The sequence below is a fragment of the Algoriphagus sediminis genome (assembly GCF_030403435.1).
GTDB lineage: Bacteria > Bacteroidota > Bacteroidia > Cytophagales > Cyclobacteriaceae > Algoriphagus > Algoriphagus sediminis.
In genome coordinates this window covers 1-13,876 of record NZ_JAUEPH010000007.1, presented here as the reverse complement: position 1 = coordinate 13,876, position 13,876 = coordinate 1, and the positions used below count along the sequence as shown (strand labels likewise).

Here is a 13,876-nt window from a genome sequence, read left to right as displayed (position 1 = left end):
ATGGTTAACATCAAAGAACTACCAAACGGAATTCGAATTGTACATCAGGAAGTGTTGCATACCCGCTTGGTACATTGCGGATTCATCTTGAATATTGGAAGTAGAGATGAGACCAAAGAACAGGAAGGCCTTGCCCATTTTTGGGAACACATGGCCTTTAAAGGCACGAAAAAAAGAAAGACTTTCCACATCCTTAACAGATTGGAATCCCTTGGCGGGGAACTCAATGCCTACACCACTAAAGAAAAGGTGTGCTTTTATGCGTCCACTTTAAAGGATCACTATCCAAAATCCGCCGAGTTACTTTTTGACATCACTTTTAATAGCACTTTCCCTGAAAAACAAATAGAAAAAGAAAGGCAGGTGATTCTTGAAGAAATGGCTATGTACCGTGATTCTCCTGATGACTCTATTCAGGATGAACTGGATGCACTCGTCTTTGAAAATCATGCACTGGGTAGGAATATTTTAGGTTCTGAGGAAACCGTGGGAAATTTCACCCAAAATGATTTCTTTGATTTCATCGGGACTCATTTGGATACAGAGCAGCTGGTTTTTTCGGTAGTTGGAAATATTAGCTTTCGCAAAGCTCTAAAGGCAATCGAAGGCCCGCTGAGTGAAATCAAGCCTAAAAAAAGTCTTTATGCGAGAAGTCATTTCCAATCATATGCTCCTAAGAACCAGACCATCCAAAGGGAGGTGACGCAGTCTCTTTGCGCCATGGGAAGACCCACCTATTCATTACATGATCCCAATCGATATAAACTTTTCCTTCTGAATAATATCTTAGGTGGTCCGAGTATGAATAGTCGACTGAATTTGACCCTTCGTGAAAAGCACGGGCTCGTATATAGCATAGAGTCCTCATATCAACCCTTTTCTGATGTCGGTTTTTTTGGGATTTATTTTGGAACGGAAAAGAAAACCCTTTCCAAAGCTCAAAACCTGGTACTGAAAGAAATGTCCAACCTTCGGAATAAAAGGCTTGGAACCCAGCAGTTGCATATGGCAAAAGAGCAAGTCATTGGTCAGATGGCTATGGCCGAGGAGAACTATGTCGCCTTAATGCTGGTCTATGGAAAGAGCCTTCTCGACCATGGAAAAATTGATTCTCTGGATCATATTTTTGATCTGATTAGAAAAACAGAGGCATCAGAACTTCAGGATATTGCTCAAGAGACTTTTGACGAAAATTTACTGAGCACCCTCACCTATCTACCTCATTAATCATATGGATTTCATAGATGAAAATTTGAGCCGATACTGCGAAGATCACACTTCTGGAGAGGATACACTACTTAAAAAAATTTCCAGAACCACCCAAGCCAAGGTCCTGCTTCCCAGGATGATCTCAGGACATTTCCAGGGTAAGTTTCTGGAATTGATTTCAAAAATGATCCGGCCAAAGCAAATTCTAGAACTCGGCACCTATACTGGCTATTCTGCAATTTGCTTAGCTCGGGGACTTGCTAAAGGCGGTACCCTAACCACTATTGATATCAATGATGAACTAGAAACCATGGTTCAGGGATTTTTTGAAGAAAGTGGAATGTCCTCTCAGATCGACTATCACCTGGGGAATGCCCTAGAAATTATTCCCGAGTTGGATGGTCCATTTGATTTAGTCTTCATTGATGCGGATAAGTTGAACTATAGTAATTACTTCGATATGCTCATTGATAAAATCCCGACGGGTGGTTTTATCCTGGCAGATAATGTCCTTTGGTCTGGAAAAGTGCTTTCCCAAGAAGTCAATTCATCGGATAAGGACACCTTGGCGCTCATTGAATTCAATCAGAAAATTCAGGACGATACTAGGGTTGAAAATGCACTCCTACCTATAAGAGATGGACTAATGATGCTAAGAAAAAGGTGATTTTTTTAAATTTGGGAATCATTTTTGCGAAGTGAAGGCTAGCTCTGAGTTAAAGCCTTTTTTCAATGAAATATATCCAAAGATTTCTACTGACCATTCTCTTCTTTTCCTTGGTTACTGCGGAACTTTTCGCGCAAATACCGCAGGTTCCAGCAGAAATGGAATTTGCTGATTTACTCGTTCGAATCAATCCTCAGGCGAGAAGAGAAATCCAGCTGGATGTGGATGCCCAATACAGAAGTCAAAAGCATTTTCAGGTTAAACTGGATAGGGTGAATCTTTACATGCCCATTATTGAGCGGGTTTTGAGAGAAAATAATGCCCCAGAAGATTTGAAATATCTGGTGATCCAGGAAAGCAGTTTGATTTCCGATGCGGTGTCCACCTCTAATGCAGTAGGATTCTGGCAATTCAAACAGGGCACTGCTGAAGAGGTTTTCCTGAGAGTTGATCGGCAGATCGATGAAAGGAAGAATATCAACGCCTCCACCAAGGGAGCAGCCCTTTATCTTAAAAAGCATAATAACTACTTCGACAATTGGATGTGTGCCTTGGTATCCTATCAAATGGGTTTAGGTGGTGCAAAAAAATACTTTGGTGACAAATACAATGGTCAAAGAGTAGTAAACGTGGATCGAAATACGCATTGGTATTTCAAAAAATTCCTAGCTCATAAAGTGGCCTTCGAAAGTGGAATCGGGCAATTTGTGAGTAACCGAAGACTAGTAGAAGTGAAAGTGAACGGACCGACAACTCTGGCAGCTTTGGCCAAAAAATACAATGTTACCGAAGATCACCTTGAGGAATACAATACATGGACAAGTAATGGGAAAATCCCATCCGGTAAAACCTATACTCTGGTTTACATTTCAGAGGGTCAGCTAGAAACGCAGCCAGCAATTATTCGTTCGGAGCCGAAGAAAACTGAACCCAAAAACTACCCGAAGTATTCTGTGGCAGATAGCTACCCGAGGGTAACCGGAAATACAGGTAAGGCTTCTGAAGTAAATCAGATTAAGGTAAATGACATCAAAGCTGTCCAAGCCAAAAGTACAACCACCCAAGCAACCTTCACTGACAAGCTCGGGATTAGAGAGAAGAAATTCCGTCGGTTAAATGACCTCGAAAAAGGAGAAAGAATAGAAGCTGGTGAATATTACTACACCAAAAAGAAAAAAACGAAGGCGGAGGTAGAAACACATATTGTAAGACCGGGAGAAACACTTTGGGACATCTCTCAGAAGTATGGTATTAAGCTCAGTTCCCTTAAAAACAAAAACCGAATCCGAAAAGACAAGGACTTGAAAGTAGGAATGGTCTTAAACCTTCAGGAGCATAGAAAGCGAGGAGAAGAAATTCCAATAGTCAAAATAGATCCTGATCCAGTTAGAAACAGAACGGTAGTGGCAGAAACTAGAGCTACACCTGAACCCGAAGTGGTGGCTCAGACACCTACACAACCAACCCAAACGTATCACACCGTTCGGCAAGGTGAAACTCTTTTTGCGATTAGCAGAAAGTACGGGGTTTCGGTGAATGAACTTAAAAATTGGAATAAAATAGGTAGCGATAATCTGATCAGCATAGGTCAGAAATTGGTTATCTTCGCGCCTTAAATAAAGCAATGGCTTTTTCCCTTAATGCAGAAGTTTCTAGCAATACTTTCCATTTCATTTGTTTTGGGCCTCTCCTCCACGTTCGGTCAGGACATCCAGGCTATCCCGGATACAGTGCTGATAAATGGGGACACCTTGCTCATGTTGGGAGATTCTCTTCTTATTGAAGAACCCAAAAAGGAAAATTTCTGGAGCACAGGGGGAAATTATAACTTAAATATCCAGCAAGTCACCTTAAGCAATTGGGCAGCGGGTGGAGCCAGTTCCTTCGCCCTGAATTCAGGCCTATCCCTTTTCGCCAACTACAAAAAAGAAAAGATTGTCTGGGATACTCAGCTGAACCTCAATATGGGCTTTAACCGACAGGAGGACAGGAACTTTAAGACCAGGAAAACAAACGATAACTTCATTTTCGTGAGTAATTACGGTAGAGAGCTATCGGAGGTATATTATTTATCCACCCAATTAGATTTTAGAACTCAACTCCTTGAAGGTTTTAAATATCGCAGAACTGGAGATGTGGAAACCAGGGACAAAATTTCAGACTTCCTAGCACCAGGGTATCTTCAATCTTCCACAGGTCTGAATTATCGGAAAACCTACGAGAATGAAAGTAAGGTTTCAATGATTCTCTCTCCTTTCACCGGTCGATTTACCATTGTCATGGATGATTCTTTAAGTCAGGCAGGTGCCTTTGGTGTGACCCCCGGGGAGAATGTTCGTGCAGAAGCAGGTGTTTCCCTCAACACCTCCATATCAAATTTTAAGATCATGGAGAATGTCACCTGGAAGGCTAACCTAAATCTCTTTTCTAATTATGAGAGATTTGGAAATATGGTTGTGAATTTTAATTCTACCATCCAGCTCAAAGTAAATAAGTTTATTTCCACGCGAATTGAAACCGTAATAATTTATGATGAGGAAGTATTTATAGAACAAGATGACGGAACTTCAAAACAGGCCATACAACTCCAAAATCTTATAAATTTCGGCATTTCCCTTGATTTTTAGTAATCGGTATCTAAACCAAATCTTCTCTGTAATTCGGCAAGAGCTCCATGCTTTTGTTTGAGGAATTCAAGCTTCTCCGAATCGGTAAAAATCTTCTTCTGATCTTTATCCTGCTCCTCCTTCACCTCCACTTTTACAGAAATCTCTCGGACATTTCCCTTTTCCTTAATAAAACCAACCAACTCAGGAATCATCTTATTTGCTCGTTCTTCCTGAACATGACCCACTACCACTATGGTTACGGTTGAGCCATTCAATTTGAGTTCCTGATTGATTACAGCCAGATCAAGGCTTTTCTCTTCTTTCTCCCATTTGACTTTAATCTGAGAAATCAAATCATCCAATAAGGTCTGATTGAGCTCTATTTTTTTTGGAGCAGATTCCTCTGATTGTGGTTTTTCTTTGACTTCAAGAGGCTTCGGACTTTCTTGGCTTTCTTCCTCAAGAAGTTTTTTTGTTTCTGAGAGACTCTTTGGAATACTTAGAGTTTTTTGCCGTGGTTTTTGGCCTCCGGCCAAAGCTGGCTTTGGCTTACTGGATGTTTGAGGTTGAGAAACCGGCTTGTCTATGCTTTTTTTTTTGCCTCTGCTGCCGCCAAAGCTGTGAGCTTAAAAGCCCGCTGAAGTTTAGAAACCTTCATCAAAGCCAACTCTACGTGAAGCCTCTGATTTTTGCTCATTCGATAATTCACATCAGCCTGATTGATGATATTCAGAGCAGAAAGTAAAAATGAGACAGTAGCATTTTTGGATTGTTCCAAATACTTGCTTTGGGCATCCTCAGAAACTTCAAGTAGCTCAACTGTCGCCGGGTCTTTTACCACCAACAAATCCCTTAAATGAGAGGCCAGACCAACGAGGAAGTTATGAGCATCAAAGCCTTTCTTAAGAATTTCATCAAAAATCAACATGACCTGACTCGCATCCTCGGCCAGAAAAGCATCCACAACTTTGAAATAATAATCATAGTCCAGGATGTGTAAATTCTCAATAGTTTCTGCATAAGTCACCCTGTTACCGGCAGAATAGGTGACAATGAGATCAAAAATGGATAGTGCATCCCTTAAAGCTCCATCTGCTTTAGTAGCGATAAGTCTTAAGGCCTCGTCTTCGAATTCAACTTTTTCCTGCTCCGCGATGTAGGCCAAATGTTTTGAAATATCTCGGATCTGAATCCGGTTAAAATCAAAGATTTGGCATCGGGAAAGAATAGTGGGGAGAATCTTGTGTTTCTCAGTTGTGGCAAGGATAAAAATTGCATAACTCGGAGGCTCTTCTAGGGTTTTCAGAAAGGCATTAAATGCCGCAGCAGAAAGCATGTGAACCTCATCAATGATGTATACTTTGTAGCTTCCTTGCTGTGGGGCATATCGAACCTGATCCACTAAGTTCCGAATGTCATCTACGGAGTTATTTGATGCTGCATCTAGTTCGTAAATATTAAAAGAGGCATTGTTCCCGAAGGCTTTACACGAATCACAGGTGCCGCAGGCCTCGAAGTCATCTGTGCGGTTGCTACAGTTGATAGTTTTAGCTAAAATTCTGGCGCAGGTGGTTTTTCCCACTCCTCGCGGACCACAAAAAAGAAAGGATTGAGCCAGGTGATTATTCTTGATCGCGTTTTTTAAAGTGGTCGTAATATGCTCCTGGCCTACTACACTTTTAAAATTCTGCGGTCTGTATTTCCTTGCCGAAACGACAAAATTTTCCATCGCCGCAAGATATAAAAAACTGACTTTTCAACGTCCATAATCAGTGTCTTTTCCGAAGCTTTTTGTCAAGGCATTGATAGTCAGATGGATTTATGAAGTTTGTGGATTGCAGTCGACTGAAAACTGAAAATAGATCGAGATCTATGATGATCACAAACCTCTTCATCGGAACCAAAATAAGGCTAACTTTGTCTTCTGATTAATGGGGCTGACCGGTATTGACAGTAAGTGTGAATAACGGGCTCGCATGCAGGCCGGAGTATGTACGGCCTTGAACCATTCATACAAACCATAATTGGCGAATCTAATTACGCCATGGCAGCATAATCTAGCCTAATAGGATAGATCGCTTAAAGGGTTGAGTTCCCAAACGGAATTCCCCGGCCACATCTCCCCACCCTCTGTCCTTTCGGGGTGGATTTTGAGGTGTCGACAGATGGGACTGCTGCTCAGGATGTGATTAACTGGGCCTAAGATTTAATCGCTAAGCCGGTGCAAGGCGTGTCATCCGCCATAATCCGGTCGAAAACCAATCGATGACTAAGCATGTAGACGGTACGGTGTTTCCTTATCTGGACGCGAGTTCGAATCTCGCCAGCTCCACTTAACCCTTGTCAAACAGTTGATTGGCAAGGGTTTATTTTTTTTGGTTCAAGGGTAATCAATAATGAGTAAGATAATCTAGATTTCTTTTGCATGCCGGGAAATCCAAAAAAATAGTAACAATCAGCCCTTTGGCCTATTAGTGTTTTATAAGAACTAACCACTATTTAACATGTCAAAGACACAAGAAAACATTCAATCATGGCCAGATTTAGCCATTGGCCTTTATGAAAAGCTTACTGGAAAAGGAGCCATTATCACTTATCATTTTGAGGATTTCAGTCTGGGAGTTCCAAAAGAGGTCGGAGATAGCGAAACTTTCACAACTTGGAAGATGAATGGCAAGCTCAAAATCTCTACCAGCGAAAAGTAGTTTCCATGTCTTTAATTCATTTAGAGGCCGATTTAAAAGTTTCTTCAGAAACTCACCAAATAACTGTGTTAAGCAATAATGATGAAATCGGCATTGCCGTTCAAGGCGAAGGAATCCCTGACTTAGGGATTTCTTCTTTTAAAGCGTTAAAGCTACTCAGAAACCTTCCTGAAATTGAGTTAGCACAACGAATACGGGTTGTTTTGAACCAAAAGGAAATCTTCAGGAGCGATGCTTCATTGCTAGGCCAACCGGGTAAATTCACCCTGATTCAGCTTTTCTTTAGAAACCTTTTTAATTAAAAATTTGTAAGAAATCATCCTGTAAAGTAAGCCTCCAGCTCGCTCATCATAGCATTTCTATCCCGAAGGTCATTGATTACTTTACCTTTTTCCAGCAAGACTATACGGTCACAAATCTCGGTTACGTGGTTTAGGTCATGGGAAGAGATCAAAAATGTAGTTTCTGAGACTTCTTTTTCCTGAAGAATAAGTTTTTTAAGCCTGATTTGAGAACTAGGATCTAGATTTTCAAACGGCTCATCAAGATAAACTACTTCAGGACTACCTAAGAGAGCGGCAGCAATTCCTACTTTTTTGAGGTTTCCCTTAGAGAGGTCCCGAATATATTTCTTTTTACCTCTTATTTCATCGTTAAAAAGCTCAGTGAATTTTTCCAGATGGAGCTCTAAGTCAGCCTCTGACATGTGATAAATTTTGCGAAGCGTTTCAAAATATTCATCAGGTGTCAGGTAGGTTAGAAGCATATGTTCATCCAGATAGGCACCTGTTTTAGCCTTCCAATCTTCATTTTTACTTACATCTTCCCCATCCATAGTCACGGATCCGGATGTAGCCCGAACCAGGTCAAGCATAATTCGGAAGAGAGTTGTTTTTCCAGCTCCGTTATTTCCAACCAAGCCAAAACATTCTTGTTTGGGGATTTCCAGTTGTTCAACATCCAATACAACGGCCTCTTTATATTGCTTCCTAAGGTTTTCTACTTTAATCATACTTCTTGTCTAAATGATGATGAAATTTCATATCGCTGCGCAAGCAGCCTTTTTAAATTAATAGCCATCAAAGGCTTAAAGAATACAATTCCTACAGCCCCAAGTACGCCCAAGGCAATTAATCCAGCATATTCACTGACTAAAAATGCAAAAGGAAGATAAATGACATAAGGTAAAATCATCATTGGAATGATCATCAGAAACTGAGCTGCTCCTACACCTTCATAATTAAACATGGCACCCTTATTTAAATCCATTGGCTTAGGTTTCCAAAGGGCCAGATAAATGATCACGTGCATTAAAATCCCAATGTTAAAGAGAAATGTCACAAAGTGAATGAATAAAAATTTCCAACCAAAGTAGGCATAAGGCACCGAGCAAACGAAGCACAGAATGGAAATCGCTACGAATAGTAAATACTTTCCTTTGACCAAGGATTCTAAACCATCTTTTCGATTGACAAAAAAGTCAAAGTTAGCCGAGTTCCAGCTTAGAAACAGCTGCCCATATTGGATCATGAAAATTCCTGTGATAAATACCCCGACGAAAATGAAAATGAAGTTTATTCCTTCGCTCTGATAAACTGGGTTGGTATAGAATATCAATCCATAAAGAAGAAAGAAAGCAGAGAGCATCAGATAAGTCCTGCTTTTCTTATGTCTGATAATTAATTTCCATTCCAGATTTGCCATCTCTCCGGCATCTCCAAATCTAGAGAGAAAACCAAGGCTTTGGTTCGCAAATCTAATTTCTTCCTCCTCTGAAAGATCCTCTAGATAGGCATTATTGAGATAATAATTATAAGTAATGAAGTACATTCCTATACACAATGCCAAAAAGACAAAAAATGGAATCAGGCTGGTTGAGGCAAGAGTGAACATAGGTGCTACCCATTCTCCAACATTAAACCACCCCATATAACTAAGTCCTCCCCCCATCAACAACACAGCAAAGACAACCACCAGCCCAATAAAGCTATCTTCAAACCGCTGTTTGAACCAAAGCATAAACCAGTGAAGTGTCCAGCTGAAGGATAATATAAGACCAAGCCATCCCAGCATACCTATTCCCCCATTCACCTCAGCCACATGACTAATGGAAAAAGGTAGGAATAGTAACAAGGCGATAATATTTAAAGGAGAGACGAAGGATCTCACCAAAAGCATGTGAATGATTCTACGCTTACCTATTGGTAAATGTAAAAGACTTTCCAGCTCAATGACAGGCAGCTTTTGAATGAAATATCGATACATAAATTCACCCAAAAAGAAATAAATAAGCCATGAATTCAATAATTCAAGAGGGTCCTGACCTTCCGCTACTTTATCGATTATTTCAGATAGGAAAAGTCCTGCCAATAGCACATACAATAGAAGTAGGGCCGCCAGAAATATCAAAACGGCTGAGATAGCTGCACTTTTCCCGAAGGATGTAGACCTAAAAGCCTTTAGCCACTGAAGCCGGATCAATTCAAAAATCATAAGCACAAAGAATTATTTGAGTTAAATTCGAGGCAAAATATAGGGAATGTGACCTTATTTCCCGGCATAAGTCAGACAAAAACATCAATGAATTTTATGAGCGAGGACAATAGCTTTTTTGATATAGTTGAATCCAGGCGATCTGTACGAATTTTTGATACCGAAACCCCCTTTGATCATGATCTGGTAAAAAAGGCCCTTGAAGCTTCTATTCTTTCACCAAATAGTTCTAACCTCCAGTTATATCAATTCATCCGAATTCCGGAGACTTCTCCCTTTAAAGGACCACTCGCGGAGCTTTGTATGAGGCAAAAAGCAGCAACTACCGCCAGAGAATTAGTGGTAGTCTTAACAAGAAGAGATGCCTGGAAATCCAGAGCTAAAGCTAATTACGAATACATAAAAGATGCTACACAAAATCAGTCTGAAAAGAAAAAAAAGCAGGCGCTTAGTTATTACGGAAACCTGATTCCAAAACTTTACAGAAAGTTTCCCGGATGGTCCCTAATCAAAAAATTAATAGCATTTTTTGTCGGTTTCAAAAGGCCAATGGTCAGAGAAGTCAGCGAATCAGATGTCAGAGTTTCTGTTCACAAATCCGCAGCACTTGCTTCTATGACTTTCATGCTGGGTATGAAGGCTATAGGATATGACACCTGTCCAATGGAGGGTTATGACTCCAAAAGAATAAAAAAGCTACTTGACCTTCCGTCAGGATCAGAGATCTGTATGATCATAGGGTGCGGAAGAGGCCTTCCTGAAGGAGTGTATGGAGATCGATTTAGGGTCAATTCAGATTCACTGATAAAAGAAATTTAAGTTAATCCCCCTATTTAATACTGTGGATTTACCAACCCAATTTTCTTTGGGAATCTACTCAATCCATAAATCATTTTATTGAGTTTTATCAGAGAAAAAGTCTTGAATTTCTTATATAATTTCTTAAACCCTTTTTATTTTTGGTTGTTTAAAAATCAAATTTTGGATGCTTAGTCAAGTGGATCTTGATTTGAAATTCAATTTCTAAGAAAATGGCCATGACCCACTGAATTTCAGGCTTCTAATTGATTTTTAATTATCGAAATTAAAGCTTAATCACCAATTTTGTTTAAAAAACAATTAAATATAATCTTCTGATTTTCAGTTATTTATATATAGAATTTTGGCATATTCAAATAATAATTCTGGAAATATACTGTTCGGCATTATTCATGCCATCGAATGAAGATTAGTGTATTTAAAGTAAACCTATCGAGACCATCTTTATTTCATCTATGATTTCAGAAGTCATCAAACGCTTCATATTTATTACCTCGGCAGTTCTTGTTTTCACATACTCTGCCCAGGCTCAACTTGTGAACTCCGGAGATCTTTATGTCAAAGAAGGTGCTGTTTTATATTCTGCTTTCACTCTTGAAAATCAGACTACTGGGAGATTTATCAATGATGGAACTCTAATTCTCAAATCCGATCTGACTAATAATGGTCTATTTGGGTTTTCCCCAAACTTAAGTTCAGGGCTCACGCGTTTGGAGGGATTATCTAATCAATCAATTTCGGGGTCAAGTGAATTTCAATTTTGGAATTTGAATCTTGATAACGGTCAAGGTTTTTCTCTTGAAAATAATCTCCGTGTTTTCGGCTCGGGAGAGTTCAACTCTGGGATTGTGGTTTCTGACCCTAGCGATCCTGTTTTTGGTTTTGGGATAGGTGGTATTTCACAAAATTCTTCAGACGAGAGTTTTGTGGATGGCAAAGTCGGCACTGAGACCGATTCAGATTTTTTCTTTCCTGTAGGGGATGAGCAGTTTCTTAGATTTCTTAGAGCCGCTCCTGCCGCTGGCGGAGACAATCTCAATTTACACGGGCGGTATTTTTTCGAGGATCCAGATGGCCAATACCCGAGAGATCAAATTGATCGAAACATTCGGCTCATCGATGATGCAGAATACTGGGAACTAGAGAATCTAAATACGGGTGAAACCCCAATGGCTCTCACGCTATCCTGGCGAGACGTAACCACTCCAGCTTTTATTCTTGGTGAGCTAAACCAAATGTCCATTGTTAGTTGGGATGATGCACAGCAGCTTTGGGTTAGTGAAGGCGGTGTCATCGATACCAATGAACAAATCATAACTGCCGATGTGGAATTTGCAGGGGATGGAGTATTCACTCTTGGTATTTTGGTGGGCAAAACCGATTTGAGTATTGCCAAAACGTCCTTCGGAGAATCTATTTGGGAAGGTGATGAATTTGAATACGAGCTTACTCTTCAAAACAATAGCCAAGTGGTGGCGACAGATGTCGTCCTGGTAGACAATCTACCAGCTGGCTTAGAATATATTTCTGTTGAAGGTGAATCCATCTTCGGTCTCTTAGATTTTGAGGTTGAAGTGATCGGTCAAACGGTAATTATCCGGATCCCTGAATTCATTGGAGGAGATGAAGCGACCTTCAGACTTCGAGTGAGAGCTAGCGACCCAGGTCGAATAATCAATGTGGCTGAAGTAGAATCCTTCGAAGAGGATGAAAATCTAGAAGACAACGTGGATACGGATGAAAATGAAGTGAAGGCCTTTTTCATTCCTAATGTAATCACTCCAAACAATGATGGTTTCAACGACCAGTTTGAAATCAAAGGATTAAATAAGTTCATCTCCAACAAGATTACCATTTTCAATAGATGGGGCGACACGCTTCTAGAAACTGATAACTATGGTAATGACTGGAAGGGCGAAGGTCTAGTAGCAGGAACTTACTTCTATACTCTCGAAGTGGTGGAAGAAGATGGTAGTGACCAAACCTTCAAGGGTTGGATTCAAATAATCAGAGAAGATTAAAAGACTTAAGCTTTGGCCGAGAGGCCGAAGTATATAAAAAACTGAAAGTGAAGATTAAATCTAAATAAGAAGAAATGAAAAAATTACTACTCTCCGGGTTTCTGGTGCTGCTATTCGGTAGCGCATATTCCCAGGTAGGGATCGGGACAGAAAATCCACACCCGTCCACTATTCTTCATATTGAATCGGAAAACCTAGGAATTTTAATCCCGAGGTTATCCTTAAACTCTCCCGATGATGCAGCACTGCTGCCCGGTGGCCCAATAGATGGGCTATTGGTTTTTAATATCAATCAGGGCGAGAATATCGAGCCTGGCTTTTATTTCTGGCGCAATAACGCCTGGAATAAGGTTCTGGATACAGAAAACCTAGATGCCATCAACAATGAGATTGGCGATGTAGAGTTGAAATTACAGGGCAGTCTCACTATTACAGATGATGGAACTATTGGATTCCTAGATGAGAACCTTGACTTCCAACCTCTTGACTTGGAGGAAATTGTCCAAAATCTTCAAACCATCACCACCCTTGTGGATAACGGTGATGGGACCTTCACTTACACTTCTGAAGACGGCACTGCAGTCACTTTCAATGCCAATAATGATTTAATTGATAACGGTAACGGCACCTTCACTTTCACTAATGCCGCGGGAATAAGCCTGAATTTTGATGCCAGACGTACTCAAATAACCGATAATGGTGATGGTACGATTACCATAACCGATGATTTCGGCAACACTGATACTGTAGATGGATCCATCACAAACGAATTACAAACGCTTTCTATAAATGGCGACCAACTCTCCATTTCAGAAGGAAATACGGTAACCCTCCCTACTTCAACAGGACCGGAAGGACCTCAGGGCCCTCCGGGTGAAAAGGGTGAAAAAGGAGATCAAGGCGATCCCGGAGCTACTGGACCTGCCGGACCGCAGGGAGCACAGGGTGAAAAAGGACCTCAAGGGGATACTGGACCGACTGGACCAACTGGTGCTCAAGGAATACAAGGTGAAACTGGACCTACCGGACCTCAAGGAATACAAGGAGAAACTGGACCAACCGGAGCAACAGGAGCGCAAGGGGATACCGGAGCAACTGGAGCAACTGGAGCAACCGGACCAACCGGAGCAACCGGAGCGCAAGGTGAAACTGGAGCAACCGGAGCAACCGGACCTCAAGGGGATACCGGAGCAACCGGACCAACCGGACCAACCGGACCAACCGGAGCGCAAGGTGAAACTGGACCTACCGGACCTCAAGGGGATACTGGAGCAACCGGACCAACCGGAGCAACCGGAGCGCAAGGTGAAACTGGAGCAACTGGTGCTCAAGGAATACAAGGAGAAACTGGAC

The 13,876-nt window shown here is 41.0% G+C and carries 13 protein-coding genes and 1 other RNA gene; 10 read left to right on the top strand and 4 right to left on the bottom strand.

Going from position 1 to position 13,876, the window contains the following annotated elements; genetic code table 11:
• The 4 genes from QVH07_RS15165 (at nucleotide 1) to QVH07_RS15150 (ending at nucleotide 4,503) form a co-directional block, all read left to right on the top strand.
• Nucleotides 1-1,227: a M16 family metallopeptidase gene (locus QVH07_RS15165; RefSeq protein WP_290001989.1), complete on the top strand. Its 1,227-nt coding sequence runs from the start codon at nucleotides 1-3 to the stop codon at nucleotides 1,225-1,227.
• Between the two features lie 4 nt (nucleotides 1,228-1,231).
• Nucleotides 1,232-1,876, top strand: a complete 645-nt coding sequence (locus tag QVH07_RS15160) for an O-methyltransferase (RefSeq protein WP_290001985.1) — start codon at nucleotides 1,232-1,234, stop codon at nucleotides 1,874-1,876.
• Nucleotides 1,877-1,941: 65 nt separating this feature from the next.
• Nucleotides 1,942-3,492, top strand: a complete 1,551-nt coding sequence (locus tag QVH07_RS15155) for a lytic transglycosylase domain-containing protein (protein ID WP_290001983.1) — start codon at nucleotides 1,942-1,944, stop codon at nucleotides 3,490-3,492.
• 24 nt (nucleotides 3,493-3,516) lie between these two features.
• Complete coding sequence (locus QVH07_RS15150; protein WP_290001982.1) at nucleotides 3,517-4,503, top strand: DUF3078 domain-containing protein; 987 nt, start codon at nucleotides 3,517-3,519, stop codon at nucleotides 4,501-4,503.
• Here the strand turns inward: QVH07_RS15150 and QVH07_RS15145 are convergent.
• Nucleotides 4,500-5,021 carry a hypothetical protein gene (locus tag QVH07_RS15145; protein WP_290001979.1) on the bottom strand — a complete coding sequence of 174 codons (522 nt, stop codon included), beginning with the start codon at nucleotides 5,019-5,021 and terminating at the stop codon, nucleotides 4,500-4,502. The two genes, QVH07_RS15150 and QVH07_RS15145, sit on opposite strands and share 4 nt — an antisense overlap.
• A 47-nt stretch (nucleotides 5,022-5,068) precedes the next feature.
• The gene (locus QVH07_RS15140) at nucleotides 5,069-6,214 is read right to left on the bottom strand and encodes a DNA polymerase III subunit gamma/tau (RefSeq protein WP_290001974.1); all 1,146 of its coding nucleotides are present in this window, start codon (nucleotides 6,212-6,214) and stop codon (nucleotides 5,069-5,071) included.
• Nucleotides 6,215-6,418: 204 nt separating this feature from the next.
• Between QVH07_RS15140 and ssrA the strand changes: the two genes are divergently transcribed.
• The 3 genes from ssrA (at nucleotide 6,419) to QVH07_RS15125 (ending at nucleotide 7,492) form a co-directional block, all read left to right on the top strand.
• Nucleotides 6,419-6,820, top strand: a transfer-messenger RNA (tmRNA) gene (gene ssrA, locus QVH07_RS15135).
• A 169-nt stretch (nucleotides 6,821-6,989) separates the two neighbouring features.
• Nucleotides 6,990-7,190: a hypothetical protein gene (locus QVH07_RS15130; RefSeq protein ID WP_290001971.1), complete on the top strand. Its 201-nt coding sequence runs from the start codon at nucleotides 6,990-6,992 to the stop codon at nucleotides 7,188-7,190.
• A 5-nt stretch (nucleotides 7,191-7,195) separates the two neighbouring features.
• The gene (locus QVH07_RS15125) at nucleotides 7,196-7,492 is read left to right on the top strand and encodes a hypothetical protein (RefSeq protein WP_290001970.1); all 297 of its coding nucleotides are present in this window, start codon (nucleotides 7,196-7,198) and stop codon (nucleotides 7,490-7,492) included.
• A gap of 14 nt (nucleotides 7,493-7,506) precedes the next feature.
• On the opposite strand, the gene QVH07_RS15120 is transcribed toward QVH07_RS15125, so the two are convergent.
• Both QVH07_RS15120 and QVH07_RS15115 read right to left on the bottom strand, forming a co-directional pair.
• Nucleotides 7,507-8,202 (bottom strand): ABC transporter ATP-binding protein, encoded by a 696-nt coding sequence (locus QVH07_RS15120; protein WP_290001967.1) that lies wholly within the window; start codon nucleotides 8,200-8,202, stop codon nucleotides 7,507-7,509.
• Nucleotides 8,199-9,683, bottom strand: a complete 1,485-nt coding sequence (locus tag QVH07_RS15115; RefSeq protein ID WP_290001964.1) for a DUF5687 family protein — start codon at nucleotides 9,681-9,683, stop codon at nucleotides 8,199-8,201. The genes QVH07_RS15120 and QVH07_RS15115 overlap by 4 nt, the downstream gene beginning before the upstream one ends.
• Before the next feature lie 96 nt (nucleotides 9,684-9,779).
• On the opposite strand from QVH07_RS15115, the gene QVH07_RS15110 reads away from it, so the two are divergent.
• The 3 genes from QVH07_RS15110 to QVH07_RS15100 all read left to right on the top strand — a co-directional run.
• Nucleotides 9,780-10,502, top strand: a complete 723-nt coding sequence (locus QVH07_RS15110) for a nitroreductase family protein (protein WP_290001961.1) — start codon at nucleotides 9,780-9,782, stop codon at nucleotides 10,500-10,502.
• Between the two features lie 455 nt (nucleotides 10,503-10,957).
• Nucleotides 10,958-12,523: a T9SS type B sorting domain-containing protein gene (locus tag QVH07_RS15105; RefSeq protein WP_290001960.1), complete on the top strand. Its 1,566-nt coding sequence runs from the start codon at nucleotides 10,958-10,960 to the stop codon at nucleotides 12,521-12,523.
• A 74-nt stretch (nucleotides 12,524-12,597) separates the two neighbouring features.
• On the top strand, nucleotides 12,598-13,876 hold a 1,279-nt coding region (locus tag QVH07_RS15100; protein WP_493340810.1), incomplete at its 3' end, for a phage tail-like protein.